The following is a 27,000-nucleotide window of genomic DNA, read 5'->3' as shown; positions in this document are numbered from 1 at the left end:
AAGTGCTGCATGGCCCGGGTCACTTCCACCACGCCTCGCGCCTGGACCCGGCCGATGACGAAGGCGATGGCCGCCGACACCAGCAGGACCGCCAGGCTGCTCACCACCACACCCCGCTGCAGGACGCCGAGGGGCTCCACCACCACCCGCTCAGGCACCTGGACCAAGAGGAGCCAGTCGGTGCCGGCAACGGGGGCCACGGCCACCACGTGCCGGTCGCCGCCCAGCTCCATGGCGGCGCTGGTGGTGTCCGTCGCCTGGAGGAGCTCCTGGTACTGGCGGCGGGTCGCCTGGGGGGTTGCGTCGTCCCACAGGGGGGCGGCGACGACCCCTTCACCCGCGGCCAGCAGGATGGTGCCATCCCGGTGGACCAGCAGGCTCCTGCCCTCGGTGGCGAGGCTGAACTTCTCCACCCGCTCCTGGAACCGCTGGGCGGGGAGGAGCGCGGAGAGCACCCCAACCACCTCGCCGCTGCTGTCCCGGACCGGGCCGGCGATCTCAAGGGCGGTCGTCTCCTGCCCGTCGGGCAGGGTGTAAGGCTCGAAGCGCCCGACCACCATCTGCCCGGCAAGCGCCGCTTGGAAGACCGGGTTCCCGGACTGGTCGTAATCGAGGAAATTACCCGCCCGGTTGATGCCTTGGCTGCGCCCATCGGGACCGGCCAGGCGGACTTCAAGGAAATCGTCGCCCTCGGTGACCTCGGTGTAGAGAATCCCCACGTAGGTCATGATGTCCGACACCAGGAACCCCAGGCGCCTGGTGAAGGAGTTGGTCAGGCTGGCCACCCGGGCGAGTCCGTCCTCCCGTTCGGTGGCCATCGCCTCGGCATGGAGGGCGATTTCGGCCACCATGGACCGCTCAATCTGGTCGATCAGCTCCCTGGAGGCGAACCGGTAACCGAGGACCCCGCTCGCCACGCTGGCCACCAGAGCCATCAACGACATGGCCATGGCCAGCTCCAAGGCCAGGCTTCGGAAGCCCCGCCGTCTCAACCCATGCTCCTGGCCAGTCCCATCGGGCCTCACGTCGACATCGCCTCCCATCCCTCGATCCAGACCCGTTGCTGCTTCTTTGGCAAGGACTTGAGCATCCGCGGTAAGTTATCGGTCTCGCCGAGGGAGGCCTTCAGCCCCGTTTGGCCCGATATCAAGCCGTTTTGGAGGGGAGAACCCTTTTTTGACTGGAAACGTTCTGACAGTTTGGCCCCGGGCCTAGCTCCGGGCCTAATCCTTATAGGGGTCGTACTCATCGGGCGCGGCCATGGCCACGCCGATGGGCTCCAGCACGTGCAGGATCTCGATGCTGCCCGAGTGGGCTTCCAGGACGGGCCGGAGGCGGCGGTACACCGCGGGCGCCTCGTCGGCGCCGCCGCCCCGGAGCTCAATGCCCCGGCGGGCCAGATCCCGGCGGACCGCATCCATGTCGATGATCCCGCCCACCCGCACCCGCCGCCCGCCCTTCCGGCGCCACTTGCCGGCAGCCTGGGTGCGGGAGAGGACCCGCCCGGCGCCGTGGACGGTGGAGTAGAACGAGGCCCGGGCCTCCTCCGAATCCACACCCCGCAAGATGACGGAGATGTCACCCATGCTCCCGCCGACGAAGGAGAGCTGGCCCGGCCGGTTGGGGGTGGCCCCTTTGCGGACCACGATCACCTCCTGGCCGTCTACTTCCTCCCGCCAGGCGAAGTTGTGGTGGTTGTGCACCTCCAGGTCCGCTTCCGTTCCCAGGATGCGGAGGACCTGGTCCACGACGTAATCCCGGCCGGCATAGGCGAACTGGCCGGCCAAGTGCATGGCCTCCCAGTAGAACTGGCCCAGCTCGCTCCTCAGATCCAGGATGGCCGGGGGCGCGTCCATGTGCTCGCCCGCCCGGGGATGATCGAAGGGGCGGCCGTGCATCAGGTTGAGCACGCCCGAGGCGATCCGGAAGCCCGGCCCCCGGCTGCCAAAGTGGACCCCCACCCAGATCCGCTGGGTGACCCGCTCCACGAAAAGATCGACATAATGGTTGCCTCCGCCCACAGTCCCCAGCTGCTCCACCGCCATCTTGTGGAGGGGACGGAGGTACTTCTCCTCCCGCCAAAGGGGGTGGTCCAGCACGGGATGGTCCACAGGCTTGGGATTCTTCCGCCCGATGCCGAAGGAGATCTCCTGCCAGATCCGATCCATCAGCCGCGGCAGGTCCCCGGCGATCTCCGGGTAGGTGAGGCGGGTGCGGACCGCCTTGTTGCCGCAAGCGATGTCGAACCCGACCCCCGAGGGGCTTACCTGATCGGGCTCGTAGACCACCACGCCTCCGATGGGCTGGCTGTACCCCTTGTGGTGGTCGGCCATCAGGGCCACACCCACGACGTTACCCGTCCGAGCGCACATCTTGGCCTGGGCCAAGGCTTGAGCCTCCGGCTCACCGAAGACTGGAATGCCTTCGATTACCTGATACGGCATCGCTTTCCTCCTGGAACGTCGCTGATCCTCACGCCTCCCCGCCGACAGCGGGAGTCTTCCCCAGGTCAGGAGGCGGTCCTCTCCGACAGGGCCCTCCCGAGGTGCGGCAGGCTTCCTCCCCCAGGGAGAAGGAGGCCCGCCGGGGACGCCCCGGCCGCCTCACGCGAAGGCGACGGGCACCCCCAGGCCGGCCAGGATCTCAAAGTAGGCGGGGCAGGTCTTGGCCACGCAAGCGGGATCCAAAATCCGAAGGCCCGGGAGGCGGCTGCCCAGCAGGGCGAAGGCCATGGCCACCCGGTGATCGTCTTGGGGATCGACGGTTCCCGGCTTCAGGGCGCCGGGGTGGACGGTGAACCCGTCCGGGTGCTCATCCACCCGGATCCCCAGGTTCCCCAAATTGGCCCGGAGGACGGCGATCCGATCCGACTCGTGCCGCCGAATGTGCCCCACCCCCGTGACGGTAACGGGCCCATCGGCCAAGGCCGCCAGCACCCCCACGGTCAGGGCCTGGTCACTCATGGGCCGCATGTCCACGGTAAACCCGCCCCGGAGGCGACCCGTTCCCTCTACCTGGAGGAAGCCGGGGCCCCGGGTCACCCGGGCGCCCATCCGCTCCAGGACATCCACCAGCCGGGCGTCGGGCTGGAGGGAGGCGGTCCCCACGTTGGCCACCCGCACCCGGCCCCCAACCGCCGCAGCCAGGGCCAGAAAGTAGCCGGCGGTGGAGGCGTCCGCCTCCAGGACGTGGTCCACCGCCCGGTAGGGCCCCGGCTCCACCCGGAACCAGCTCAGGTCCGGCGCCTGCTCGACCCGGGCGCCGAAGGAGCGCATCAGCTCCACCGTCATGGCCACGTACGCCGGCTGGACCAGGTGGTCGGCCAGTTCCAGGATCACCGGCTCCCGGGCCAAGGGCGCGGCCAGCAGCAGGCCGGAAAGGAACTGGCTGGAGGTGCTCCCCGGGATCCGGACCCGCCCGCCCCGAAGCCCGCCGCCTCGGATCTCCAGGGGCAGTCCGCCCCCCGGGCCTGCCGCGACCCGCCCGCCCAGCTGCTGCAACCCCTCCACCAGCGGAGCGAGGGGCCGGGAGCGGAGCTGATCGGTGCCGTCCAGCCGCCAGCAGCCCTCCGGCCCGGCGGCCAGCAGCCCCGGCAGGAAGCGGGCCACCGTGCCCGCGGAACCGGCGAAGAGCTCCGCCTCTTGGACCGGCCACCGCCCGCCGCACCCGTCGACCGTCACCCCATCCCCCTCGACCGTGATCGAGACCCCCAACCGCCGCAGGCCATCCACGCACCAGTAGGTGTCATCGGCCCGGAGCACGCCTTCCAGGCGAGACCTCCCCTCGGCCACTGCCGCCAAGAGGAGGGCCCGGTTGGTGAGGCTCTTCGAACCGGGGACGGTCACCCTTCCATCGATGGGCCCGGTGGGGGGGTGGATCACCACCGCCCGGTGGTGGGGCGGCGCCCAGGGAGACCGCCCGGAACTTGGCCGGCGCACCGCGCTCCCTCCTCGTCTCGTTTGGCCTGATTCTCGCCCACCGGCGGCAGGGGCGCAAGCCTCCCGGCCCCTTCCGGACCACCCTCGCGCTCCCGGACCACCCTCGCGGCCGGTGATCACCGTTTCGCTCCCAGATGACAACCACTCCGAACATGTGGTATGTTTGCCCAGAATGGCCCAGGGTCCAGGAGGCCGAAGGCGCTTGCGGGACGTTCCCAGCCTGACCGCGAGGTATTCGTCCTCCTGGGACGAGGCTGCTCCACGAAAGGAGTTGCCGCGACGTGGCTGCTCGTGGCGTGGCCCAGGCGGCGCGCGCCCTGTTGGGGCTGGTCGCGCTGGCCGCTCTGGCCTTCTTCGGCTACACTGGCTACCTCTTCTTTGTGCCGGCCAAAGGGCCGGCAACGGTCCAGCCGTCCCTGGAACCGGCGGTCGGCTTCCCCGGCAGTGAAGGCCTCCAGCAGGTGCTGGACGCCTCCAGCGCCGAGCTGGAGGGGGTCGGGCTCCAGGCCACCCTCATCCTCCCCGACGGCCGGATGTGGGCCGGGGTGGCCGGGCGGGCCCATCATGAAAGCGGGCAACCCATGACCCCCGCCCATCTCCTCCACGTCGGGAGCGTCACCAAAATCTACACCGCCGCACTGGTCATGGACCTGGCGGTCCAGGGCCTCCTCGGCCTGGACGACCCCGTCACCCGCTGGATCGACCTCCCCCAGGCCGAAGCGGTGACGGTCCGGATGCTCCTCAACCACACCAGCGGCCTGCCCAGCTATACCGAGGACGGCCTCTTCCTCTTCCGCTGGTTCGGCCAGCCCTGGAAGCGTTGGGAGCCGCCGGAACTCCTCGCGGTGATCCGGAACCGGCCGCTCAAGTTCCCTCCGGGCTCCCGGCACGAGTACTCCAACACCAACTACCTGCTTCTGGGCCTCATCCTGGAGGCGGTGACGGGCCAGCCTTACGGCCAGCTGGTCCAGGAACTGGCGGGCCGGCTGGGCCTGAAGGCCACCTTCGCCCTGACCTATCCGGACCGGCTGCCGGTGGCCACGGGGTACGATCAGAGCCTCTTCCGGCTGGGCCGCCGGAACATGGCCCGCTTCCGCATTGCGATGGAGACGGGCGCCCACGCGGCGGGGGCCGTTCTGGCCACCTCCCACGATGTGGCCCGGTTCCTCCACGCCCTCATGACGGGCCAGCTGCTGCCCCTAAGGGCGGTGGCGGCCATGCAAGCCTTCGTGGCCGCTCCCGATGAGGATGTGCCCGCACAGCAGGGGTACGGCCTGGGGCTCCGGCAGCTGGTGGTGGCGGGCCAGCCGTTGGTGGGCCACACGGGCACCATCGCCGGCTACTCGGCCGTCGCCGTCCACCATGCGGAAAAGGGCTATACCCTGGTGATCCTAAGCAATCTGTCGGTGATCGATCAGTTGGGTCTGGTGGCCAAGATGCAGGCGGCCATCGACAGGCTGCCGGTTCCCCCGGAAGCGGAGACCAGCACCGTCAAGGCCCCCGCGGAAGGGGAGTTTGGGGCCGGCACCGACAGGGGCACGCTCGAGGGCGTGCCCCTGCGCCGCCTTTGAGGAAGCTGGTCGGCCGGGCTCAGTCCTCCACGCCGCTGAAGTGCATCTCGATGGACTCGACGCAGTCGCCGTCGATGACGAACTCGGCGCCGCTGGCCCGGAAGCTGAAGACCCGCTTCTCGTAGTCAAAGGTGGTGTCGCCCAGGTGGAGCTCAAAGGTCTGGCCGCCCTCGGTCCGGATGACCAGCTCGCCCCAGCGCTTCAACTGCTCATGAACAATTTCCATCTTCATGGCCTCTACCCCCTAGCCCTCTCGATCGTCGCAGGTGATGGCCAGCCTCCTGCCCGCACCTGCTCGTTTTGAGTTTAGCACAAAATGGAAGGCCGAACCAACACGGCCTTCCGGGGGGATGCACACCCTGTAAGATACCCGCTGGGCCGGACAGCCACCCCTGATGGGACCGGGCGGCCGGGGGCCAGAGGCCCGGCGGTTACTCCCATCCCGGGATGACCGCCCCTTCAAATCGCTCCTCCACAAACTGGCGAACTTGTTCCGAATGGTACGCCTCCACCAGCTTCTGGAAGACGGGGCGATGCAGGTCTTCGCTCCGGACCGCGATCACGTTGATGAACCGGGATTGGAGCCCTTCCAGGTAGAGGGCGTCCCGCACCGGGTTGAGCCCTGCCTCGATGGCGTAGTTGGTGTTGATGGCGGCCAGGGCCACATCCTCAAGGGAACGAGGCAGCTGGGCCGCATCCAGCTCCACAATCCGGAGCCGGCGGGGGTTGGCCGTCACATCCAAGGGGGTCGCCTCCAGGTCCACCCCCGGGGCGAGCTCGATCAGCCCCGCATCGGCCAGGAGCAGGAGAGCCCGCCCTCCGTTGGTGGGGTCATTGGGGATGGCGACGGTCGCCCCCGGGGGAACCTCGTCCAGCGACCGGTACCACCGGGAGTAGAGACCCATGGGGAAGTTGAGGGTGGGCGCCAGGACGGCCAGGTCCAAGCCCCGGTCCGCCGCGAAGCGGGTCAAGTAGGGCTCATGCTGGAAGCTGTTCGCGTCGATCTCGCCCTGGGCCAGCACCAGGTTGGGGGTGACGTAGTCGGCGAAGGTGACGATCTCCACCCGAACCCCTTGCTCCCGGAGCAGGTCCCGGACCACCTCCATCACCTCTTCGTGAGGGCCCGGCGTCACCCCCACCCGCAGGACCTCCTCCTCGGCCCCGCCCGGGCCAGCGAAGAGAACCGCGGCCGCCAACAGCACCAGGGTGGCTGCCAGCACCCGAGCTTGCCCCCAAATCGACGGCCTCAGGACCAGCCCCCGGCGGGCCGCCTCCACACGGCGCGTCATGGAATCATCCTCCTCAGCGTCTGCGCAGGATTATGATTTCCAGTAGGTTCCCGGTCGGGCCCGGTCTTCCTGCTTCATTCCATGAAAACCAATTGGTTTCAGTGGATGCGGCCAGGGAGGTGTTGATCCGTGGTACCGCCCTGCCTGCTCGACGGGGAAGGCCGGACCGGCCTGGCAGGCGGAGGGTTGAGGGTGTGACGCGACCATTATGATCCATCAAGGGGGGATGGCGGTAGACATGGTGGGAAGAAGCTTTCCAGCTCCTGAAGGGTTGGAGGCGCTTGACGAGGCAGGTTCCCCCGGGCCGGAGGGGAGGGGATCAGGGGACCCGGAGCACCACCTTGCCAAAGTTCTTGTTGGCCTCCATATACCGGTGCGCGTCGGCCACCCGCTCCAGGGGGAAGCTCGAGTCGACCACCGCCCGTAGCTCCCCCCGCTGGAAGGCCTCCTGGCAGTCGGCCCAGAACCGGCGGGAGAGGTCAGCCTTGAGGGCCGGACTTTGGGAGCGGAGGGTGGAGCCGATGATCTGCAGGTTCCCTTGGAGCACACGCTGGAGGTCGAGGGAGGCCCGGCTCCCACCCATCAGTCCCACCAGGAGGAGCCGACCCCCGGGAGCGAGCATGGCCAGGTCCTCCTCCCAGAAGGAGGCCCCCACCAGCTCCAGGATCACATCCACCCCCCGGCCGCCCGTCGCCTCCAGGACCCGCTGGACGAGCCCCGGTTCCCGCCCGTCGAAGGCCAGCTCCGCCCCCAGCTGGCGGCACCCTGCCAGCTTCTCGGGCGTGCGGGCGGTGACGAAGACCCGGGCCCCCGCGCGACGGGCGAGCTGGATGGCCGCGGTCCCTACCCCGCTGGCCCCGGCGTGGATCAGGACCGTCTCCCCCGCCCGAAGCCGGCCCAAATCAAAGAGGTTCCGGTAGGCGGTGAGAAAGGCCTCGGGGATGGCGGCCGCCTCCTCGAAACTCAGGTTGGGCGGCATGGGGAGGGCCATCGCCGCGGGGATGACCACCTTCTGGGCGTAGCCGCCCCCGGCCAGGAGCGCGAAGACCCGGTCCCCCTGCTGCCAGCCCGAGACGCCCGGGCCCGCGGCCAGCACCTCCCCGGCCATCTCCAAGCCCAGGTAGGGCGGCGCTCCCGGCGGCGGGGGGTAGAGACCCCGACGCTGGAGGAGATCGGCCCGGTTGAGGGCGGTCGCCCGCACCCGCACCAGGAGCTCCCCTGGGCCCGGCTGGGGATCGGGCACCTCCTGGAGGGCCAGTTTCTCCGGACCCCCGGGTTCGGTGACCACCACCGCCATCATGGAGCCAGACCCCCGCCCATCTGGAGAATCCGCTCCCAGTGTTCGGGCGACACAGGCATCACCGAGAGACGGGGGATGCGGACCAGCTCCCACCCGGCGAAGGCGGGATCGGCCTTGATAGCGGCCAGGGGCACCGGCTGGGCCAGCCGACCCCTGGGCGCCACGTCCACCACCACCAGCCGGGGATCACCGGCCTCCGGGTCGGGGTAGGGGTGGCTCACCACCTCGGCGAGGCCCACCACCGCCCGTTCCTTCCCCGTGTGGTAGATGAAGGCCTGATCCCCGGGCACCATGGCCCGCAGGTGCTTAAGGGCCGTGGGGTTCTTCACCCCGTCCCAACGGTCGCGGCCCGCCGCGACCAGGTCAGCATACCCGTACTCCTCCGGCTCCGTCTTGAGCAGCCAAAAGGCCACCCTCAAACCTCCCTCGCCAGCTCCGCTTCTTCTTCAGACCATCCATACTGGGGCCTGTTCACCCGGCGCAAGTGCTTCCAGTCCGCGGACCGGTACGCCTTCAAGGTGAAGGTGATCTGCTCATCGAAGGCGCCAGGGCTCCGGGCGAAGATCAAGGGCCGGACCTCCAGGCGCCACCCGGCCAGGGGGCCTGGGTCCTCCAAGGCCGCCCGCTGCTCGGGGGTCTCCACGTAGAAGATCACCACCCCGCCCGGTTCGCCGATGAAGTGGTCATGGTAGAGGCTGAGCCCCCGGGCTGGATCCTCCACGTAGAGATTGAGCGTTCGGTTGGCCTCGGCCGGGCTCATCCCCTCGGGGGCCAGGGCGTACACCAGGAAACACCGGGGCTTGCGGATCTCCGTCGGCCGCATAGGCATCCCTCCTGCCCGTTCGGACGCGGACCACCCAGACGCCTGGGGTGCCATTCTCTGGCATTATAGCTCAGGCTGCGCCTTCTCTCGAGTCTCCGTCTTAGGCATGATTCCTGTTGCAGGAATTGCCTGGGAACTCGGAGAATGATGATGATCATCATCCGTCCGTGGCCGCAGCAGGGCCGTATCGGGGGCGCTATGGACCTCAGACGCAGCTACCGCGAGGAGATGGCGCTGGTTCGAGGCTGGAGCGGCTGGCTGGCCGTCATCGCCTTAACCGCCGCCTTAGCGGTTCTCCCCTTTCTCCTCTCCGGGTACCTGGTCTACGTGGTTACCCATCTGGTGATCCAGGCCCTGGTCGCGGTCGGCCTCAACCTCCTGGTCGGCTACACGGGCCAGATCTCCCTGGGCCACGTGGGCTTTTTCGCCATCGGCGCCTACGGCGCCGCCCACGGGCTGGTCACCTTCCAGCTGCCGTTGCCCGTCGCCCTGGCGGGGGCGGGCTTGGGGGCGGCCGCCGCCGGGTACCTGGTGGGGCTGCCCGCCCTCCGCCTCAGCGGGCCGTACCTGTCCATCGTCACCTTGGGCTTCGGCATCGCCGTCCACCAGGTGCTGACCAACTGGCCCGCCGTCTCTGGGGGCCGGATCGGCCTCTTTGTGCCCCGGCCGGCCCTCGGCCCCTGGCCGCTCACCGGAGACCGGGCCGTCTACTTCCTGGTCCTTGGGGTGGGCCTGCTCCTGATCCTGGCCGCCTACAACCTGACCCGCTCCCACGTGGGCCGGGCCTGGATCGCCATCCGGGAGAGCGACCTGGCCGCCCAGGCCACGGGAGTGAACCTCCGCCGGTACAAGACCCTTGCTTTCGGGGTGAGCGCCTTCTACGCCGGGGTGGCCGGGGGCCTGGCGGCCATCCTCATCGGGTATCTGGAGCCCCAGATGTTCACCTTCGTCGAATCGGTCTCGTTCTTGGCCATGGTGGTGGTGGGCGGGCTGGGCACCATCCCCGGCGGGATTCTCGGCGGGCTCCTCATCGGTGCCATCCCCTACCTCTTCTCGAGCTTGCGCCAGTGGCTGCCTCTGGTCTTCGGCCTCATCATCATGGCCGTCATGATCGTGGAGCCCTGGGGCCTCTACGGCCGCTGGCTCAAGATCCGGCGGTACTTCAAGAGCTGGCCCCTGTGAGGACGGGAGGTGGAGCCCGGTGCTGCAGTACCTGCTCAACGGCATCGCCACCGGCGCCCTCTACTCAGTGATCGCCTTAGGGATTGTGTTGGTCTACCGCACCTCCCGGCTCCTCAACTTCGCCCATGGCGACCTGGCCATGGTGGCCGTCTTCCTCGTCTGGTCCTTCAGCCGGCCCCTGGGCTTCCCCGGGGCGGTGGCGGTCGCGCTCCTGGCCGCGACGGCTCTCGGCGCCGCCTTCTCCTTCGGGGTGCTCCAGCAGGTGAAGGAGGCGACTCTGTTGGGGCAGGTGGTCCTCACCCTGGGCTTCTCCCAGGTACTCAGCGGAGCCGCCTTGGTGGTCTGGGGCGCGGACAGCAAGCCCTTCCCTTTCCCCCTCTCCTCCGTGGTCACCTACCGCCTGGGCGGCGCGGTGATCAGCCAGCTTACCCTGGGCAGCTTGGTCATCGCCTTGGTGCTGATGGCGGGGCTCTACCTGTTGATCCAGCAGACCCGGGTGGGCCTGGCCATGCGGGCCTACTCCCAAGACCCGGAGGCTGCCCGGCTCCTGGGGCTCCCCACCCGCCGCCTCCTGGCCTTCACCTGGGGGGTGGCGGCCCTTCTGGGCACGGCCGCGGGCATGCTCCTCGCCCCCGTCACCTTCTTGCACCCCTACTTCATGCTGACGCCCTTTCTCAAAGGCTTCACCGCGGCGGTTCTCGGGGGGTTGGACAGCGTTCCCGGCGCCATCGTGGGCGGGCTCCTGCTGGGGGTGATGGAAAGCCTCTTCGCCGGGTACGTCTCCCTCCGGTTCGTCTCCACCCTCTCCTTCGCCCTCATCGTGGTGATGCTGCTGGTACGGCCCGAGGGGCTCCTGGGGCGCGTCTTCCAGCGGCGGGTCTAGACCTGATGGAAAGGAGTGCAGGATGGATGGAGCGGTTGCCGAGGCTCGTGGCGGCGATCCTGGTCGCTCTCATGGTCGCGTGGGGGGCCGCGCCCCTGTCGGCCCAGGTCCGGGGCGTCACCCCCACCGAGGTGATCTTGGGCACCTCCGCGCCCCTTTCGGGGCCGGCCGCGGCGTGGGGGATCACAGCCATAGCTGCCAAGACCTACCTGGACCTCATCAACGAAGCGGGCGGCATCCACGGGCGGACCATCCGGCTGGAGATCCGGGACGACGCCTACCTGCCGCCCCGGGCCGTGGCCAACGTGCGGGAGCTGGCGGAGCGGGTGGGGGTCTTCGCCATCGTGGGCATCATCGGCTCGGCCAACGCCTTCGCGGTGCGGGATTACGCCTACCAGCAGGAGCTCTTCTGGATGACGCCGGCCATCGACTCCCACATCTGGATCGGCTACCCGGGCAACCGGTACGTCTACACCGTCTACCCTGACTACTACGAAGAGGCCCGGATCTTCACCCGCTACGCGGTGGAGACCCTGGGCGCCCAACGGCTGGCCGTCTTCTACCAGAACGACCAGTACGGCCTGGCGGGCCTGGAGGGTGTTCAGGACGAGATCGCCCGCTTGGGTGACAGGGCCCGGCTGGTGGCGGAGGTCCCCTACGAGGTGAGCGATACCGACCTGGCTGCCCACGCCCAGCGGCTCCAGAGCTCAGGGGCCGATGCGGTCATCATCTACGCCACGCCCAACCACGGCGCCATGATCGCCCAAGCCATGGCCCGAATCGGCTACCATCCCCACCGGCTCGCTACCTTTACCCTGGGCGACGCCACCATCATGACCGCCCTGGCCGGCGAGGCGTGGGAAGGGGTGATCAGCGCCGGCTACTTCCCCCTACCCGATGAGGATCCCGTGGTGGCCGCAGCCCTGGAACGGGTGGCCCAGCGGGAGCCCAGCCTCCGGGCCATGGCGTACAACGCGCTGGCGGGGATCTCCTTCGTCGAGCCCTTCGTGGAGGCCCTCCGGCGGGCCGGTCCCGACCTGACCCGGGAGAGCTTCGTGGAGGCCATCGAGTCCTTGCAGGACTGGGATGGCGAGGTGATCCGGAAGGTCACCTTCGGCCCCGACCGGCACCAGGGGATCAACCGGATCTACCTCACCCAGATCCAGAACGGCCGGGCGGTCGTCATCAGCGATTGGATCACCTACCCGGTGGGGTTTTAGATGGCGCTCTTGGAGGTGCGGGGGCTCCACCTCGCCTTCGGCGGCGTTCAGGCCCTGGCCGGCGTGGACCTGGAGGTCCACGCCGGCGAGTTCGTCGCCCTCATCGGACCCAACGGCGCGGGGAAGACGAGCCTCTTCAACTGCATCACAGGCTTCTACCAACCCCAGGCGGGGAGCATCCGCTTCCGGGGCCGGGAGCTGGTCGGCCTGAGCCCCGATGCCATCAGCCGCCTGGGGCTGGCCCGAACCTTCCAGAACATCGAGCTCTTCCGGATGATGACGGGCCTCCAGAACCTCCTCCTGGGCCGCCACAGCCACGTGCGGGCCGGCCTTCTCGACGCGCTCTTGGCCACCCCCCGCTGGTGGCGGGATGAAGAGGCCCAGCGGCGGCGGGTGGAAGAGATCCTGGAGCTCTTGGACCTGCAGGTGGCCCGGGCGGTCCCGGTCGGCGCGCTGCCCTACGGCCTGCAGAAGCTGGTGGAGCTAGGCCGGGCCCTGGCCCAGGAGCCGAGCCTCCTCCTCCTGGACGAGCCCTCGGCCGGGCTCACCCCCGAAGAGAAGGAGGAGTTCCTCTTCAAGCTCCAGGATGTACGGGACGCCTTCGGCCCGGCCATTCTCCTGGTGGAGCACGACCTCAACCTGGTGATGCGGGCCTCCGAGCGGGTGGTGGTCCTGGACCGGGGGCGGGTGGTCGCGTCGGGCCCGCCGGCAGAGATCCAGCGCCACCCGGAGGTGATCCAGGCGTACCTGGGAGGTGGAGCGGGTGGCCCTGCTTGAGCTGGCCAACGTGGAGACGGCGTACGGGCCTATGACGGTCCTCCGGGGCATCTCCCTCCAGGTTTTGGAAGGGCAGGTGGTGGTCCTCCTGGGCGCCAACGGTGCGGGGAAGACCACCCTCCTCCGGTCCATCAGCGGCCTCATCCCGGACCAGCCCGAGAAGGGGACGGTCCGCTTCGCCGGCCGGACCATCACCCGCTGGGAGCCCGAGGCCATCGCCCGGCTGGGCCTGGCCCACGTCCTGGACCGGCGGGGAGTCTTCCCCGAGCTCACCGTCGAGGAGAACCTCCGCCTGGGAGCCTACGGCCGGCGGCCCGGCCCCGCCCTGCGGGCGGACCTGGAGTGGCTCCAGGGGCTTTTCCCCGTGCTGGCCGAGCGGCGGAAGCAGCAGGCCGGGCTCCTCTCCGGGGGGGAGCAGCAGATGCTGGTTATCGCCCGGGCCCTCCTGGGCCGCCCCCGCCTGCTCATGCTGGATGAGCCCTCCATCGGCCTGGCCCCCCGGGTGGCGGAGCAGATCTTCGACGCGTTTCGGCAGATCCAAGCCCAAGGGACGGGCCTGCTGGTGGTGGAGCAGAACGCCCATCTCGCCCTGCGGGTCGCCGACTACGGCTACGTCTTGGAGACGGGCCGGGTGGTGCTGGAAGGCACGGCTGAGGCGCTGGCCACCAACCCCAACGTGCAGGCCCTCTACCTGGGCGGGATGGAGGAGCCCTCCGTCAAAGGGTACCGCCGGTACCGGCCCCGGCGCCGGTGGGCCTAAACGGTCCTGGATTTCCCGGGAAATGTCGTGCCCGCGCGCCGGGCCCGGCTCAGCCCTCGGGGTAGAGTTCGGCCAAGAGGTGCTGGTACTTCTCCATGATCACCCGGCGCTTCACCTTCAGGGTGGGCGTCATCTCGCCCTCCTCGTGGTAAAGCCGCTTGGGCAAGATGACGAACCGCTTCACCTGCTCCGGCTGGCTCAGGTGCCGGTTGAGCCGGCGGACTTCTTCCTCGATGAGACGTCGAATCTCAGGGTTTTGGGTGAGGTCGGTGTAGGTGGTGAAGGGGATGCGGCGGCGCTGGGCATAATCCACCACGTTCTCCTCGTCCAGCACCAGCATGGCCGTAATGTAGCGGCGACCGTCGCCGATGGCGATGGCATCGTGGATGTAGGGGCTGGTCTTGAGCAGGTTCTCGACCCGCTGGGGGGCGATGTTCTTTCCCCCGGCGGTGATGAAGAGGTCCTTCTTCCGGTCGGTGATCCGGAGGAACCCGTCCTCGTCCAGCTCGCCCACGTCGCCCGAGTGGAGCCAGCCGCCGGCCAGGGCTTGGGCGGTCGCCTCAGGGTCTTTGAAGTAGCCCATGAAGACGTTGGGCCCCCGGACCAAGATCTCCCCATCGTCCGCGATCCGCACCTCCACCCCCGGCAGGGGCTCACCCACCGTGCCCAGCCGGATCCGGTCCCCCCGGTGGATGGTGGTGGGGCCCGAGCCTTCCGTCTGGCCGTACACCTCCCGGATGGGCACCCCCAGGCCGTGGAAGTACCAGAGCACTTCAGGGCTGATGGGAGCGGCCCCTGAGATGGCCAGCCGCACCCGGTGAAGGCCCAGGCGCCGCTTGAGGGGTTGCAGCACCAGGAGATGGGCGAGACCGTTGGCGAGGGCCAAGGACGGACCCACCCGACCCTCGAGGAGGCGGGCCCGGGCGTGACGCCGGCCCACGGCCAAAGCAATGCGGTAGGCCGTCCGCTTGAACCAGTCCCGCTCGTGCATGAGGAGCTCCACCCGGGCGTGGAGCTTCTCCCAGATGCGGGGCACGGAGAAGAGGACGGTGGGGGCGATCTCCCGGAGGTTCTGCAGCACCGTATCCTGGTACTCCACGAAGCTGACGGTCATCCCCCAGCGGATGGCCAGGTAGACCGAGAGCATCCGCTGGGCGATGTGGGAGAGGGGCAGGAAAGAGAAGCACTCATCCCCTTCCCCCACCGCGTTGGCCTCATTCAAGGCGTTGGCCGTCCAGAGGAGGTTCCGGTGGGTGAGCATGGCCCCCTTGGGCGGGCCGGTGGTCCCCGAGGTGTAGATGATGGCCGCCAGGTCCTCGGGCTGGATCCCGGCGATGATCGCGTCGAGCCTTCCGGGCTCGGCCTGGGCCAGCTCCCGCCCCCGGGCCAGCACCTCGTCGAACCAGAGAACCTGGGGATCGGCGAAGTGACGGAGCCCTTTCCGGTCCACCACGATGATCCAGTGCAAGGCGGGGAGCCGGTGCCGGACCTCCAGGAGCTTGTCGAGCTGCTCCTCGTTCTCGGCCACCACCAGGACCGCCTCGGCGTGCTCCAGGATGTAGGCGCACGCCTCGGCGCTGTCGGTGGGGTAGAGGCCCACCGTCACCGCCCCGCAGCTCAGGATGGCAAGATCGCTGTAAATCCACTCGGGGCGGTTCTCCCCGATGACCGCCGCCCGGTCACCGGGCTGGAGACCCAAGTCCAGCAGGCCGTAGGCCAGGTGGCGGACCGTCTCCCCGTACTCGGCCCAGGTGATCTCCCGCCAGAGACCCAGGCGCTTCTCCCGCAGGGCGGTCTTGGGCCCCAGCCGGCGGGCTTGGGCGAAGAAGAGCGCGGGCGTGCTGGGAGCCTCCGCCAGCGCCTCACCTTGCCACCGGGGCGGGTCGGTCCGGAGGGTGGTCTCCATGGGGTCCACCTCCCAGGGGAGGGGCGGTTCGGCCGCCCAGAGTCTTGCTATTATTCTATCGACTTCAATGAAAGAAATCTATGGGTCTCTTCACAACAACAGGGTATGGACGGCGGCGCCTATGTGCCGGCTGCCGTAGGTGTCCCCGCCCAAGCATTCCAGAAAGGAGGGCGGCCATGTCCTTACCCCATGCCCTCCTGGGATTGCTCTCCTACGGCCCTGCGGCCGGGTACGATTTGCGGACCGCCTTCGACCTGCCCGCCTACCTCTTCTGGCAGGTGAGCCTCCCCCAGGTCTACCGGACCCTGAGGCGGATGGAGCGGGAGGGGTGGCTGGTCTCCACTATCGAGCCCCAGGAGGGGAAGCCCAGCCGCCGGGTCTACCGCCTCACCCCTGCGGGCCGCCAGGAGCTGACCCGCTGGCTGGGCGAAACGCCCCCGGTTCCCGAAACCCGCCATCCCTTGCTGGTGAAGCTCTTCTTCGGCAGCGCCGCGCCCCCGGGGAGCCTCGCCGCCCACGTGGAGGCCTGGCGGGCCCACTACGCCCAGCTCCTGCGGCGCTACCGGACCGAGTTCCCCGCCGCCATCGAGGCGGCCGCGCGCCAGCCAGGCGCGGCGGCCGACGCCCCGTACTGGCGGCTCACCCTGGAGTTCGGCCGGCGGCACGCCCAGATGATGGTGGAGTGGTGCGACGCGGTCCTGGCCGCGCTGGCGGAGCAGACCCTGGTCCGGGAAGAGACCCTTTCGCAGGATGGGAGGGAGGCGGTGCAAGCCACTCGGTCACCCCACGACCCGTCGTGATCTCCCAGCCCTGGCCGGGCCGGCGCCAGGAGGCGCCGGGTCCGCCAGCGAACTGAAGACCCGTTGCCCTGGGAGGAGGCCAGCATGCCGCCAGCCCGCTGGGAGATCTTAGGCCGAGGGGTGAGCGCAACCATGGCAGCAAGCAGCCTGAAACGCCTGCTGGAGCTCTTCATCGGGTTCTTTCGGGCCACCATCCTGGCGTATGGCGGGGGGCCGGCCAGCATCCCGCTCCTGGAGGCGGAGGCCGTCGACCACTTCCGCTGGCTCACCCGGGAGGAGTTCGCCGACGCCCTGGCGGCTGGCAACGCCCTCCCAGGCCCCATCGTCACCAAGATGGCCGCCTACGTCGGCTACCACGTGGCCGGCTGGCCGGGGGCGGTGGTGGCGATGCTCACCAGCATCCTACCCACCGCGCTGGTCATGATCGCCTTGGTGGGGCTCTTGCAGCGGTTCGGGAACAGCCCCATCTTGGAGGGAATGCTCCGGGGCGTCCGGCCCGTGGTCTGGGTGCTCTTCATCTCCTTGGCGGTGGACTACGTCAGCTTCGTCCAGTCGGTGCCCGCCCTCCTCATCGCGGCGGCCGCGTTCGTGGGCCTCTACGTTCTCCAGCTCCATCCGGCCATCCTGGTCGCGGGGGCCCTGGCGGTGGGAGCCGTCTTCCTCCGCTAGGACTCCCCGGGGCGGGATGACGGCGGAAGGATGCTCCTGGCGGCGGAAGGATGCCCCTGGCGGCAGGGCGTTGCCCCCGGAGGGCCCTTCCCCGGAGGGAGGCCCGTTCTAACCCCTCTCCCCTTGGCCGCCCAGCGCCTCCAACACCTTCACCAGCGCGTGATTCCCTTCGTTGCCGGCTCCGGTCGCCTCCAGGTGGCGGAAGAGCTGATGGACGAGAGCCGTTCCGGGCAAGGGCTGGCCCGCGGCTGCGGCCGACTCCAAGGCGAGGCGCAGGTCCTTCTGCTGGAGCCGGACCATGAAGCCGGGGGCAAAGTCCCCCCGAAGCACCCGGGGCCCGTAGTGGCTCAGGGTCCAGGAGCCGGCGGCCCCCTGGGTGATCACCTGCAGGACCGTCTCCAGGTCGAGGCCCACCTTCCTGGCATAGGCCAGCCCTTCGGCCATGGCCAGCACCGTCAGGGCCACCACGATCTGGTTGACTAGCTTCACCTCCTGCCCCGAACCCGCCGGCCCCACGTAGGTGATGGTCTTGCCCAGCACCTGGAACAGGGGCAGGACGGCCTCAAAGGCCTCCCGGTCGCCCCCCACCATGATGGAGAGGGTCCCCTCCCGGGCCCCCACATCCCCCCCGCTCACCGGCGCGTCCAGGGCCTGCACCCCCTTGGCCGCGGCCTCCTGGGCGATGCGCCGGGAGACCTGGGGTGAGATGGTACTCATGTCGATGAGGATGGCCCCTTCCCGGGCCCCTTCCAGCACCCCTTGGGGCCCCAGGACCACCTGCTCCACATCGGGTGAGTCGGTCACCATGGTAAAGATCCGATCGGCTTGGCGGGCCACCTCGGCGGGCGAGGCGGCCGGCGTCGCCCCTTCCGCCGCCAGCTCCTCCACCGCCGCCCGGCTCCGGTTGTAGACCGTCAGCGGGTAGCCTGCCTTCAGCAAGTTCCTCGCCATGGGCTTGCCCATGATGCCAAGCCCAATCCAGCCCACACGGACAGGAGCCAAAGCGTCATCCCCCTCCCACACGAACGTTGTCGGTCCGACAAGGCCCGGTCGATGCCTGGTGTCATGCCGGAGACGGGCGGCTCTTGGCCCGGGCCAAGGCCCGCCCCACCAGGTGCGCCACCAGCTCTTCGAAGGAGATCCCCGCCGCCTGGGCCGCATCGGGGAAGAGGCTGGTGGGGGTCATCCCGGGGATGGTGTTCACTTCCAGCAAGATGGGCTCGCCCCGCTCCGGGACGACGAAGTCGGCCCGGGAGAAGTCCCGGCACTGAAGGACCTGGTGGGCCCGGCAGGCCACCTCCTGGGTGCGGGCGTAGGTCGCCTCCGGGAGCGGTGCCGGGATGACGTGCTCGCTCCAGCCGGGCGTGTAGCGATGCTGGTAGTCGTACCAGCTCTCAGGCGGGGTGCGGATCTCGATGACCGGCAGCGCCTCCACCCGGTCCTCCCGTTCCAGCACGGCCACAGTGATCTCTTTCCCTTCGATCCGCTCCTCCACCAGCACGGGGTCGCCGAAGCGCTGGGCTTGGGCGATGGCCTCCTCCAGCCCCCCCTCGCCGAAGCCCACCCCCACCGCGGAGCCCTGGCGGGCAGGCTTCACCACCACCCGCTCCCCCAACTCGGCCCGCACCCGGGCCGCGGCCTCGGCCGGGGCCTCATGGGGCTGGATCACCACCTCCCGGGCCACCGGGAGGCCCGCCGCCCGGAAGAGCCGCTTGGCCACCACTTTATCCATGGCACAGGCGCTGCCCAGGACACCGCTCCCCACGTAAGGCAGGCCCAGGATCTCCAGGAGGCCTTGGAAGCAGCCGTCTTCCCCCGGGGGCCCGTGGAGGACGGGGAAGACCACATCCACCTCCGCCTCTTGGAGGCGGGTGGCCACCGACGGGTCCAGCTCCAGGACGACCACCTCATGCCCCGCCTTACGGAGCGCCTCGGCCACCCCCCGGGCCGAGACCCTGGAGACCTCCGCCTCCGCCGAGGGTCCACCACAGACCACTGCCACACGCGGTTTCGCCAAGGCTTCCACCTCCCGGCCCCTGCTGGACGCAGGGCGCCCTCTTCCTCTGATCTTGCTCCATCGTATGGTGCTACTTCAGGGTCACATGGCCGTTGCGGAGCGAGATCTGGACCCGATGGGCTCCATCCCCCACCAGCGCCTCCAGCCGGCTGGTGCCGCGGTCGTTGACCACCCGCTCACCGCGCAACAGGGCAGCCCCGTTCCGCACGTCTCCGCCCCGGCTTTCCACGGCGATCTGGAAGCCCGGCGCGGAGGCATCCAGGACGACGGTGACGTCGCCATAGGAGCCCTTGGCCCTCAGGTCATGGCGCAGGCCTTCAATCGTCGCCTGGCCAAAGGCCAGGTCGAGATCGATGGGGCCCTCGATCCGGGCCAGCTTCAACTCGGTGTAGCTGGCGTCCAGGTCCACCGCAGCCGCCCCATCCACGGTGAGGGACCCGGTGACGTCACCGGTGACGGGGCCGGCCACGTTCCGGACGCGCCCCGTGCTGTAGGTGCCCGACAACACCAAAGCTCCCCGCACCTCGTCGACCTGGAAGGTGGAGAAGCGGGTCCGGACCGACCAGTCCCCCTGCAGGTTCCGGAGGACGGTCTCGCCATACCCATTCTCCACCCAGGAGGGCCCGGCCACGCCCGCCACCTCCACCTGGCCCAGACGGTTCTCCACCTGGATCCGGGCGCCCCGGGGCACGGCGATCTGATAATCGACCGCCACGCTCTGCACCCCCGGAGGCGTCTCCGCCGGCCGGATCAGCTCCAAGACCAGGCCCTCCTCCCGGCGCACGGCCACCACCTCCAAGGCCTCGGCGTACTGAGCCGCGGCCGCCTCGTCCTCAGCAAAAACGGTGATGGTGTACCGGGTCTGGAGCCGGTCCGCCGCGCCGCCCGTCACCTGGAGGTTCCCCCGGATATTGCTCACGGAGAGAACCTCCCCCGGAGCCATGGGAGCCTCCACGACCCCGGTGGTTTCGGCGCTGGGGCCCTCAGGCCGGAGCTGGGGCTGCCCCCAGGTGATGAACCGCTCCCATCCCCAGCCAGCCGTCGGTGACCCCAGGTAGCCGTCGGCCAGAGCCAGGGCCGTCAGGAGCACCAGGCTCCACCAGAAGAGCTTGCGCACCCGCACCCGTCACCCCTCCTCAGACGTCGGCGGCCCGCTCCAGAAGGAGCGCCCCCACCCAGAAGAGCCCCAGGGCGAAGAGCAGGCCACCCACCAGCGGCCCCGAGTCGATCAGGATCGGGTACCGGACGAACACCGCCTGGGCTCCTTGCCCCTGCACGCTCACGCCCAAGAGCCGCAGATCGGGCACCCACTGGAAGAGGTAACCGAGCAAGCCCGAGAGGCGCCCGCCCAGCCACCCGGCCAGGACGGTGGCCCAGAGGGCGACCAGGCCGCCCAACCGGGGGACGGTCCGCCAGACCGCGCTGGCGAACTGGGCGACGATGGAGAGCTGGACCAAGAGGACACCCCAGAGAAGGCTCGCCGCCGGCAAGGAGGGCCAGATCACGTCCCAAAGGCCCGACACCCGCAGCTCCTGGAGGAGTTCCCGGGCCAGGAGCCACGCCGCCCCGGCGACCAGCAAGCTAGTGAGCGCGGCCTGAAGCCAGATGGCCAGGAGCTTCACCCCCTGCACCTGCCAGAAGGGGACGGGCAGGGTAAGGAGGAGCTGGGCGTGATCCCCGTTCCACTCCGCGCGCACGCTCTGGAAACCGGCCCACATGGCCCAGAAGGGGATGAGGCCCAGAGGGATCAGGCTGAGGCCCGCCACCGCCCCCGGCCCCCAGGTGGGGCGGCGGGTGACCAGGAAGAGCTCCCAGAGAAGGGTCACGCCCAAGAGCACAGGAAAGAGCCCTTCCAGGCTGGTCAGCTCTTTGCGGAGCAAGAGGCCGAACCGCCGGCCGGTGAGCCCCGTCCGGCGTTGAATGGCACCCGCGGCCATCACGCGAACACCTCCTCGAAGAGGGCCTGGAGGGAGCCGTGCTTGACCCGGAGCGCCTCCGCCTCCCCTTCCAGGCGGATGCGGCCTCGTTCTAGGAAGACGACCCGCTCCAGGAACCCCTCCACCTCGGCCACCTCGTGGGTGGAGATGATCAGGCTCTGCTCCCCACCCCGGAACTGGCCGATCAAGCCCCGGATGATGCGGGCCCGGGAGGCGAGGTCGATACCCGACAGGGGCTCATCGAGAAGGAGGAGGGGGGCGTTCCGGGCGAGGGTGGCCACCAGGCGGAGGCGGGCCCGCTGTCCCTTAGAGAGGCCGCCCACCTTCTGATCCCGCCGCAGGTTCATGAACTGGAGGAGCTCCTCGGCCCGGTCCGGTTCCCAGTCGTCGTAGAAGGTGGCGGTCCACTCCAGCACCTGGGCCACCCGCATCCACCGGTAGTAGGGGTCCACCTCGGGCAGGTAGGCGACCCGGGCCTTGGTGGCTGTCCCCACCGGGAGCCCCTCGACGCGCACCTCGCCCTCGTCGGGATGGACCAGCCCGGCGATGCTCTTGAGCAGGGTGGACTTGCCCGACCCGTTGGGCCCCAAGAGCCCCAACACCGTCCCCCGGGGGAGGGTGAGGCTGACACCGTTCAAGGCCTCCGCCCCCGGGTACCGTTTCACCAGGTCCCGCACCTCCAGGACGGGGCGCCCCTCGCCGTCGGCCGGCGCCCCCCGCCCGTCGGCCTCCGGTTCCGTCGCCAACGGCCTGCGCTCATCCACGGGAAGCTCCTCCTCCCCCGTCGCCCGTCAGGGCCTGATCAACCAGCGCTCGAATCTCGCTCCCATCGAAGCCGAGAGCCCGCATCTCCTGCAAGAACTGCTGAAGCGCTTCCTGAGCCATCTCAGCCCGCAAGGAGCGGATCAGTTCGGGGTTCTGTGCCACAAAGGTCCCCTCTCCCCGGACCGTTTCGGTCATGTTGAGCAGTTCCATCTCCCGATAGGCCCGCTGAACGGTGTTGGGATTCACTCGGGCCTGCACGGCCAGATCCCTCTGGGATGGGAGCCGATCGCCTGGGCGCAGCTCACCCCGGGCAATGGCCCGCCGCACCTCATCCACAATCTGCAAGTAGATGGGGCGGGTCGAGGTGAAGTCGAGGCGCGGAGTGAACCCACGGCCGCCCACGGTCTACCCCCTCCCCTCTCCAACGGCGCTCGGGCTGGAACCCGGCCACCTCAGCCCCAGGGCCCATATGGTCTGGTGTACTAGTATCATAGTGCACTCGATTCACCCCGTCAAGGGCCCGCCCGAACGGAGAACGGGAGGCCTGAAGGCCTCCCGTCGCGGACCGTTGGGGCACGGGAGCGGCCGGGGAGCCCGCCGCTCAACGGCCTGGCTCACCCCTTCGTCTCCCAGACCTCCGGGTTGACCAGGTGGGCGGGACGGCGGCCCTGGAGCCCGTCGAGGAGGTCGGTGGCCACCATCTCCGCCATCTTGGCCCGGGTCTCGTGGGTGGCGCTCCCCACGTGGGGCAGGAGGACCACGTTGGAGAGCTCAGCCAGGCCCGGGGCCATCTCGGGCTCCGCCTCGTACACGTCCAGGCCGGCTCCCGCCAGGCGGCCCCCCTTCAAGGCCTCCACCAGCGCCGCCTCATCCACCACCGGCCCCCGGGCCACGTTGATCAGGATGGCGTTGGGCTTCATCAGCTCCAGCTCCCGCCGGCCGATCAGGTGATGGGTCTGGTCGGTCAAGGGTACGTGGAGGCTGACAACATCCGACTCGGCCAGGAGCTGGTCCAGCTCCCGGTACTCGGCGCCCAAGGCGGCCTCCGCTTCGGGATGACGCCGCCGGCTGAAGTAGAGCACCCGCATGTTGAAGCCCTGGGCCCGGCGGGCCACCGCCTGGCCGATGCGGCCGAAGCCGACGATTCCCAAGGTCTTCCCGGAGATCTCCTCGCCCAAGAGCAGGGTGGGCGACCAGCCGTTGAACTGACCCGACCGCATGAAGGCATCGCCCTCCACCACCCGGCGGGCCACGCTCATCAGGAGGGCCCAGGCCAGATCGGCCGTCGCTTCCGTGAGGACCCCGGGGGTGTTGGTCACCAGGATCCCCCGCCGGGTCGCCTCGGCCACGTCAATGTTGTTGTAGCCCACCGCGTAGTTGGCGATCACCCGGAGCTGGGGCCCGGCCGCCTCCATCACCTCCCCGTCGATGGGGTCGCTGAGGAGCGAGATGAGACCGTCCACCCCCCGGACGCCCTGCAAGAGCTCCTCCCGGCCGATGGGCCGGTCCTCCTCGAAGAAGACCACATCGCACTGGGCGGCCAGGATCTCCTCCGCCGGTGCGGGCAACCGGCGGGTGACAAAGACCTTCCACTTCCCCATAACCACGTCCCCTTTCCAAAAGTGATGCCCGGATCCAGCGGCGATGCCCCGCGTCCGGAGGTCCCAGCCTCAGCTCCCGGCACGCGGGGAGCCGGGGGCCGCCAGCCCTTCCTGACGCCGCAAAGCCTCCTTGACGGCGGCCAGCCGCTCACCGGCCAGCGGGTAGAAGGACAGCGCGAAGAGCGCGGCCAGCGCGATGGCGATGGGGATGACCGTCATCAGGAGGCGGATGCCCAGGATGGCCGAGTCGGGTTGGATCGCCAGAGCGGCGTTGTAGCCCGTAGCCGTCAGAACCGCCCCCTGGATCAGCCCCTGGACGGAGATGTTGAGCCGCAGGATGAGCGCGTGCACGCCGAAGTACATCCCCTCCCGCCGGGCGCCGGAGCGGAGGGCGTCCTCATCGATCACGTCCGAGAGGAGCACATCGAGCAAGAGCAGGATGCCGCCCAAGCCCAAGCCCACCGCGGCCGTGGCCGCCACGGCTCCCTCCAGGCTCTGGGGGAACCAGAAGAGGAGGAGGGCGGCGGCAAAGAGGAGGATGGACCGCTGCATGGCCCGCTTGGGGCCCCAGGCCACCGCCAGGCGCCGCCAGATCAAGAGGGAGACCACCGTCACCAGGATGAGCCCCGCCTGGAGGGCGGTGAGGGCCACCGACTCCAGCTGGAGGACGTACTTGACGTAGAAGGGCAGGGCCGCAAGGAGGAGGGCGAAGACCAGCTGGATCAGGAAGCTGGTGAGGGCGAAGGAGACGAAGGACCGGTTGACCACCGTCAGCTTGACCGCCTCCACCAGGCCCACGTCCTCGCCCCGCTTGCTGGGATCCTCCCGAGCGCCAAGAACGCTCAAGCCCAGGGTGAGGGCGGTGAGGCCGCCGAAGAGGAGGCCCATGGCCGGCCAGCCCAGGGAGCTGTAGATCAAGGGCGCCCCGCCCAGGGCGGCGGCCAGGCCGATGAGGCCGAAGAGCTGGCGCCAGGCCGAGACCTGGGCCCGCTCTTCCAGGCTGGGGAACATCTCGGGAAAGAGGGCCGTCCAGTTGAGCACCACCAGGGTGTAGAAGAAATCAAAGAGGAAGGTGACGGCCAGGAAGTACCAGAGCGGCGGGACCCCCGAGCCGAAGAAGGTGTAGGGCACCCAGACCAGGTAGAAGGCGATGCCGAGGGGCAAGGCCCCCGCCACCACGTAGGGGATCCGCCGGCCCCACCGGGTTCGGGTCCGGTCGGAGATGAAGCCCAGAAGGGGATCGTTCACCGCATTCCAGAGGGAGTACAAGACCAAGCCCACGCTGACCACCGCCGGCGCCATGCGGGAGACATCCACGTAAAAGAAGTACAGGTACGCGCTGAGCGCCTGATGGGCCAGGGACGACCCGATGGAGCCGGAGCTGTAGAGGAGCTTCTTCCACGTGGCCACAGGCGGCCCCCCTTCCGCGAGCATGCCTCACCGTTGTAGCTTCGGGGATTCCCGGCGGGTACCTCCCTGGCGTCGAGGGCGCTGCCGGGGCGGCAAGCGGCAGCAGCCTCCCCTCGGGGCGTCCTCAGAGGACGGCAGGCCCTTCATGCCGAAGTCCGCCTCGAACCATGCCCCGTGGAACGGTGGATCATGCTCAGGAGGCGACGCCTGTGTCCATCTCGGTCTCGACACCCACCCTCAGCCAACCCCCCGAGCTGCGGGAGCTCCTCCAGATGCTCCCTCTGCCCGAGCTCCTCACCATGCGCCGTATCCTCTGCATCCAGCCCCATCCCGACGACATGGAGGTGGCGGCCGGCGGAACCATCGCCCGTTTGGTCCAAGCGGGGGCGCTGGTCGCCTACGTCACCGTCACCGACGGCGGCCTGGGCAGCGTCAACCCCCGGGACGATCGGGAGACCATCCGTCTCCGCCGGCGGCGGGAGCAGGAGGCGGCCGCCCAGATTCTGGGCGTGCAGGAGCTCCGTTGGTTGGACTTCCCCGACGGGGGCCCGTACACGGAGGATGAGGTGCGGGTGAAGCTCTTGGCCGAGATCCGGCGCTTCCGCCCCGAAGCGGTGATCACCGTCGATCCGTGGCTGCCGTACGAGGGCCACCCCGACCACCGGAAGACGGGTATGGCGGCGGTGGCGGCGGCCCTTCTGGCCGCCTTCCCCCGGGCGGGGGAGGAGGCCCAGGCCGCGGAGGCGGGGGCCGCCACCCCTGGCGAACGGCCCGCCGGCGTGCGGGCGGTCATCCTGGCGGCGACCGCCTACCCCAACGCCTTTGTGGACGTGACGGCCACTTGGGAGACCAAGATGCAGGCCATCCGGGCGCATGCCAGCCAGTTTCCCGACGCCAGCTGGCCCTTCTACGAAGGGTACTTCCGGGCCAAGGCGGCCCAGTACGGCAAGGGGATCGGGGCCGAGCGAGCCGAGGCCTTCAAGGTCCTCACGCCCACCCACCTCCACATGAATCCCGACGCCCGCTGGATGTAGGGCTCACCGTTTGGCGGAAGTGGGTCAGCAAGGCCTGACGCCGGCGCCGGTAGGTCTCCTCCGGCAGCTCGCCCCGCTGGTAGGCCAGATCCAGGGCTGCCAGGCGCCGGACCCAGGGGGCCAGGGGATCGGCCTCCGGGGCCCTCCGAGCGCGCCGCCGTCGGACGACCCGAAGCAGGGCCGCCGCCAGCCCACCCCCGAAGAGGAGCCACCCCACCCAAGCCCACGGGAGGGAGGCCAGAGGATTGAGGGCCTGCGCGCCTGCCAAGACCGGAAGGGGCTCCCCGTCCGCCCGGCGGAGGACCACCTGCCACCGGTCGACGGGCCCCGTCGCCTCCACCTGGTAGAGATCCAGCTCCACCCCGTCGGCCTCCGTGGAGCCCGTGCGGGCCACCCGGACCCCGGTCACCTCCAACTCCCCCGGACGGGTGAGGAGGAGGGTGCCGTCGGTGGGATAGGGCAGGGGGCGCCGCAAGGGGAGGACGGCCTCCCGCTGCCAGAGACGGTAGGTGGCCTGGTACCGGCGGGCCTCACCCGGGGCCAGGGGTTCAGGGTCCTCGGGGGGCTCCCCAGGCCCCACCCGCTCCACCACCGGCAGCCCCGATCCGTCAGGCTCCAGGCGCAGCACCTGGAGGCGGACGGCGCCGTCGAGCACGGGCAGGGCAGGCAAGGCCACCGGGGCCTGGCTCTCATTGACCAGGGTGAAGAGGTGGAGGACCTGGACGGCGCTCTCCCCCTGGAGGAGGACCATCATCTCGTCGGCGAGCCGGACGGGAACCTCTTGGGCGCCAGCCGGAACGGGGAAGCGGACCATCAGGCCCGCCAGAAGAGCCGTCGCCAGAAGAGCCATCGTGACCAAGCCATGGGCCCAGCGGCCACCGGGGCGGTGGGGTGGGTTTACTGCCACGGGGAGAGCTCCTTTCCCTCCCAGGGGTGGAAGCCAGAGGGCTGGGCCGCGGCGGCCCAGCGACTGAACTCGCAATCAGATTCATTCTAGCACACCCTGGGCCCCTCAGCCGAAGGGGCCTGCCGGGGGACCGGGCCGTCCTCGAGTGCAGAATTGACCCTCTTGTGCTATGCTTGTCCAAGAAGAGTTCCCTAGACGTCTCGGGGGAGGG

General features: G+C 69.6%; 27 protein-coding genes. 9 read left to right on the top strand and 18 right to left on the bottom strand.

All coding sequences use genetic code 11. The features are described from left to right. The 3 genes from FWJ67_RS02735 to aroA all read right to left on the bottom strand — a co-directional run. Positions 1–992 (bottom strand): cache domain-containing protein (locus FWJ67_RS02735; protein WP_414482562.1); only part of this gene is annotated, 992 nt, incomplete at its 3' end. A 231-nt stretch (positions 993–1,223) separates the two neighbouring features. Then, the gene (locus tag FWJ67_RS02730; protein ID WP_304172422.1) at positions 1,224–2,444 is read right to left on the bottom strand and encodes an RtcB family protein; all 1,221 of its coding nucleotides are present in this window, start codon (positions 2,442–2,444) and stop codon (positions 1,224–1,226) included. 159 nt (positions 2,445–2,603) lie between these two features. Beyond that, positions 2,604–3,938, bottom strand: a complete 1,335-nt coding sequence (aroA, locus tag FWJ67_RS02725; protein WP_414482561.1) for a 3-phosphoshikimate 1-carboxyvinyltransferase — start codon at positions 3,936–3,938, stop codon at positions 2,604–2,606. Between the two features lie 281 nt (positions 3,939–4,219). Between aroA and FWJ67_RS02720 the strand changes: the two genes are divergently transcribed. Continuing rightward, a complete protein-coding gene (locus tag FWJ67_RS02720; protein ID WP_414482560.1) occupies positions 4,220–5,509 on the top strand; it encodes a serine hydrolase domain-containing protein in 1,290 nt (429 codons plus the stop codon). 19 nt (positions 5,510–5,528) lie between these two features. Here the strand turns inward: FWJ67_RS02720 and FWJ67_RS02715 are convergent, their stop codons facing one another. The 5 genes from FWJ67_RS02715 to FWJ67_RS02695 form a co-directional block, all read right to left on the bottom strand. After that, entirely contained in the window at positions 5,529–5,741 is a 213-nt protein-coding gene (locus FWJ67_RS02715) for a hypothetical protein (protein ID WP_304172416.1), read from the bottom strand. A 199-nt stretch (positions 5,742–5,940) separates the two neighbouring features. After that, the gene (locus FWJ67_RS02710; RefSeq protein ID WP_414481928.1) at positions 5,941–6,798 is read right to left on the bottom strand and encodes a MetQ/NlpA family ABC transporter substrate-binding protein; all 858 of its coding nucleotides are present in this window, start codon (positions 6,796–6,798) and stop codon (positions 5,941–5,943) included. 319 nt (positions 6,799–7,117) lie between these two features. Next, positions 7,118–8,098, bottom strand: coding sequence for an NAD(P)H-quinone oxidoreductase (locus FWJ67_RS02705; RefSeq protein ID WP_304172412.1), 981 nt, complete (start codon positions 8,096–8,098; stop codon positions 7,118–7,120). Continuing rightward, positions 8,095–8,511 carry an EVE domain-containing protein gene (locus FWJ67_RS02700; protein WP_304172411.1) on the bottom strand — a complete coding sequence of 139 codons (417 nt, stop codon included), beginning with the start codon at positions 8,509–8,511 and terminating at the stop codon, positions 8,095–8,097. The genes FWJ67_RS02705 and FWJ67_RS02700 overlap by 4 nt, the downstream gene beginning before the upstream one ends. Before the next feature lie 2 nt (positions 8,512–8,513). Further along, complete coding sequence (locus tag FWJ67_RS02695; protein ID WP_304172410.1) at positions 8,514–8,921, bottom strand: hypothetical protein; 408 nt, start codon at positions 8,919–8,921, stop codon at positions 8,514–8,516. A 228-nt stretch (positions 8,922–9,149) separates the two neighbouring features. Between FWJ67_RS02695 and FWJ67_RS02690 the strand changes: the two genes are divergently transcribed. From FWJ67_RS02690 to FWJ67_RS02670, 5 genes are read left to right on the top strand one after another with little or no spacing between them, the layout of a single operon-like run. Then, positions 9,150–10,103: a branched-chain amino acid ABC transporter permease gene (locus FWJ67_RS02690; protein ID WP_304172407.1), complete on the top strand. Its 954-nt coding sequence runs from the start codon at positions 9,150–9,152 to the stop codon at positions 10,101–10,103. 19 nt (positions 10,104–10,122) lie between these two features. Then, entirely contained in the window at positions 10,123–10,986 is an 864-nt protein-coding gene (locus FWJ67_RS02685) for a branched-chain amino acid ABC transporter permease (RefSeq protein ID WP_304172406.1), read from the top strand. 26 nt (positions 10,987–11,012) lie between these two features. Next, complete coding sequence (locus FWJ67_RS02680) at positions 11,013–12,206, top strand: ABC transporter substrate-binding protein (protein WP_304172405.1); 1,194 nt, start codon at positions 11,013–11,015, stop codon at positions 12,204–12,206. Then, entirely contained in the window at positions 12,207–12,983 is a 777-nt protein-coding gene (locus FWJ67_RS02675; protein WP_304172404.1) for an ABC transporter ATP-binding protein, read from the top strand. Then, positions 12,970–13,743: an ABC transporter ATP-binding protein gene (locus FWJ67_RS02670; RefSeq protein ID WP_304172402.1), complete on the top strand. Its 774-nt coding sequence runs from the start codon at positions 12,970–12,972 to the stop codon at positions 13,741–13,743. The genes FWJ67_RS02675 and FWJ67_RS02670 overlap by 14 nt, the downstream gene beginning before the upstream one ends. A 49-nt stretch (positions 13,744–13,792) precedes the next feature. On the opposite strand, the gene FWJ67_RS02665 is transcribed toward FWJ67_RS02670, so the two are convergent. Further along, positions 13,793–15,649: an AMP-dependent synthetase/ligase gene (locus FWJ67_RS02665; RefSeq protein ID WP_414482559.1), complete on the bottom strand. Its 1,857-nt coding sequence runs from the start codon at positions 15,647–15,649 to the stop codon at positions 13,793–13,795. A gap of 176 nt (positions 15,650–15,825) precedes the next feature. Here FWJ67_RS02665 and FWJ67_RS02660 point away from each other — a divergent pair, with 176 nt between their 5' ends. After that, a complete protein-coding gene (locus FWJ67_RS02660) occupies positions 15,826–16,449 on the top strand; it encodes a PadR family transcriptional regulator (protein WP_304172399.1) in 624 nt (207 codons plus the stop codon). Positions 16,450–16,581: 132 nt separating this feature from the next. Further along, positions 16,582–17,118 carry a chromate transporter gene (locus FWJ67_RS02655; RefSeq protein WP_414481929.1) on the top strand — a complete coding sequence of 179 codons (537 nt, stop codon included), beginning with the start codon at positions 16,582–16,584 and terminating at the stop codon, positions 17,116–17,118. A gap of 108 nt (positions 17,119–17,226) precedes the next feature. Here the strand turns inward: FWJ67_RS02655 and FWJ67_RS02650 are convergent, their stop codons facing one another. From FWJ67_RS02650 to FWJ67_RS02615, 8 genes are all read right to left on the bottom strand, one after another. Further along, positions 17,227–18,120 carry a 2-hydroxy-3-oxopropionate reductase gene (locus FWJ67_RS02650; RefSeq protein WP_304172395.1) on the bottom strand — a complete coding sequence of 298 codons (894 nt, stop codon included), beginning with the start codon at positions 18,118–18,120 and terminating at the stop codon, positions 17,227–17,229. 61 nt (positions 18,121–18,181) lie between these two features. After that, entirely contained in the window at positions 18,182–19,135 is a 954-nt protein-coding gene (locus tag FWJ67_RS02645) for a D-alanine--D-alanine ligase family protein (protein WP_414482558.1), read from the bottom strand. A 70-nt stretch (positions 19,136–19,205) separates the two neighbouring features. Beyond that, the gene (locus tag FWJ67_RS02640) at positions 19,206–20,258 is read right to left on the bottom strand and encodes a hypothetical protein (protein ID WP_414481930.1); all 1,053 of its coding nucleotides are present in this window, start codon (positions 20,256–20,258) and stop codon (positions 19,206–19,208) included. Between the two features lie 13 nt (positions 20,259–20,271). Continuing rightward, positions 20,272–21,075, bottom strand: coding sequence for a hypothetical protein (locus FWJ67_RS02635; protein ID WP_304172392.1), 804 nt, complete (start codon positions 21,073–21,075; stop codon positions 20,272–20,274). After that, positions 21,072–21,836, bottom strand: coding sequence for an ABC transporter ATP-binding protein (locus FWJ67_RS02630; RefSeq protein WP_304172390.1), 765 nt, complete (start codon positions 21,834–21,836; stop codon positions 21,072–21,074). The genes FWJ67_RS02635 and FWJ67_RS02630 overlap by 4 nt, the downstream gene beginning before the upstream one ends. After that, entirely contained in the window at positions 21,829–22,239 is a 411-nt protein-coding gene (locus FWJ67_RS02625) for a GntR family transcriptional regulator (RefSeq protein ID WP_304172389.1), read from the bottom strand. Before FWJ67_RS02625 ends, FWJ67_RS02630 begins: the two co-directional genes overlap by 8 nt. Positions 22,240–22,451: 212 nt before the next feature. Further along, positions 22,452–23,438, bottom strand: coding sequence for a 2-hydroxyacid dehydrogenase (locus FWJ67_RS02620; RefSeq protein WP_304172388.1), 987 nt, complete (start codon positions 23,436–23,438; stop codon positions 22,452–22,454). A 69-nt stretch (positions 23,439–23,507) separates the two neighbouring features. Continuing rightward, positions 23,508–24,848: an MFS transporter gene (locus FWJ67_RS02615; protein ID WP_414482557.1), complete on the bottom strand. Its 1,341-nt coding sequence runs from the start codon at positions 24,846–24,848 to the stop codon at positions 23,508–23,510. A 209-nt stretch (positions 24,849–25,057) separates the two neighbouring features. Between FWJ67_RS02615 and FWJ67_RS02610 the strand changes: the two genes are divergently transcribed. Then, entirely contained in the window at positions 25,058–25,882 is an 825-nt protein-coding gene (locus tag FWJ67_RS02610; RefSeq protein ID WP_414481932.1) for a PIG-L deacetylase family protein, read from the top strand. On the opposite strand, the gene FWJ67_RS02605 is transcribed toward FWJ67_RS02610, so the two are convergent. Beyond that, complete coding sequence (locus tag FWJ67_RS02605; RefSeq protein WP_414482556.1) at positions 25,836–26,789, bottom strand: hypothetical protein; 954 nt, start codon at positions 26,787–26,789, stop codon at positions 25,836–25,838. The genes FWJ67_RS02610 and FWJ67_RS02605 overlap by 47 nt on opposite strands. Positions 26,790–27,000 lie beyond the last annotated feature (211 nt).

Origin of the sequence: Limnochorda sp., from assembly GCF_047459355.1 — a bacterium.
Lineage (GTDB): Bacteria > Bacillota > Limnochordia > Limnochordales > Limnochordaceae > Limnochorda.
Note: the sequence above shows the minus strand (reverse complement) of the source record. Positions and strands in the feature narration are given on the sequence as shown.

What these genes read in the sequence shown, in the direction of transcription:
- FWJ67_RS02690 (WP_304172407.1), top strand. Translation starts at nt 9,150, where the DNA reads ATGGCGCTGGTTCGAGGCTGGAGCGGCTGGCTGGCCGTCATCGCCTTA.
- FWJ67_RS02665 (WP_414482559.1), bottom strand. Translation starts at nt 15,649, where the DNA reads ATGGAGACCACCCTCCGGACCGACCCGCCCCGGTGGCAAGGTGAGGCG.
- FWJ67_RS02705 (WP_304172412.1), bottom strand. Translation starts at nt 8,098, where the DNA reads ATGATGGCGGTGGTGGTCACCGAACCCGGGGGTCCGGAGAAACTGGCC.
- FWJ67_RS02695 (WP_304172410.1), bottom strand. Translation starts at nt 8,921, where the DNA reads ATGCGGCCGACGGAGATCCGCAAGCCCCGGTGTTTCCTGGTGTACGCC.
- FWJ67_RS02620 (WP_304172388.1), bottom strand. Translation starts at nt 23,438, where the DNA reads ATGGGGAAGTGGAAGGTCTTTGTCACCCGCCGGTTGCCCGCACCGGCG.
- FWJ67_RS02715 (WP_304172416.1), bottom strand. Translation starts at nt 5,741, where the DNA reads ATGAAGATGGAAATTGTTCATGAGCAGTTGAAGCGCTGGGGCGAGCTG.
- FWJ67_RS02710 (WP_414481928.1), bottom strand. Translation starts at nt 6,798, where the DNA reads ATGACGCGCCGTGTGGAGGCGGCCCGCCGGGGGCTGGTCCTGAGGCCG.
- FWJ67_RS02655 (WP_414481929.1), top strand. Translation starts at nt 16,582, where the DNA reads ATGGCAGCAAGCAGCCTGAAACGCCTGCTGGAGCTCTTCATCGGGTTC.
- FWJ67_RS02680 (WP_304172405.1), top strand. Translation starts at nt 11,013, where the DNA reads ATGGAGCGGTTGCCGAGGCTCGTGGCGGCGATCCTGGTCGCTCTCATG.
- FWJ67_RS02730 (WP_304172422.1), bottom strand. Translation starts at nt 2,444, where the DNA reads ATGCCGTATCAGGTAATCGAAGGCATTCCAGTCTTCGGTGAGCCGGAG.
- FWJ67_RS02660 (WP_304172399.1), top strand. Translation starts at nt 15,826, where the DNA reads ATGTCCTTACCCCATGCCCTCCTGGGATTGCTCTCCTACGGCCCTGCG.
- FWJ67_RS02675 (WP_304172404.1), top strand. Translation starts at nt 12,207, where the DNA reads ATGGCGCTCTTGGAGGTGCGGGGGCTCCACCTCGCCTTCGGCGGCGTT.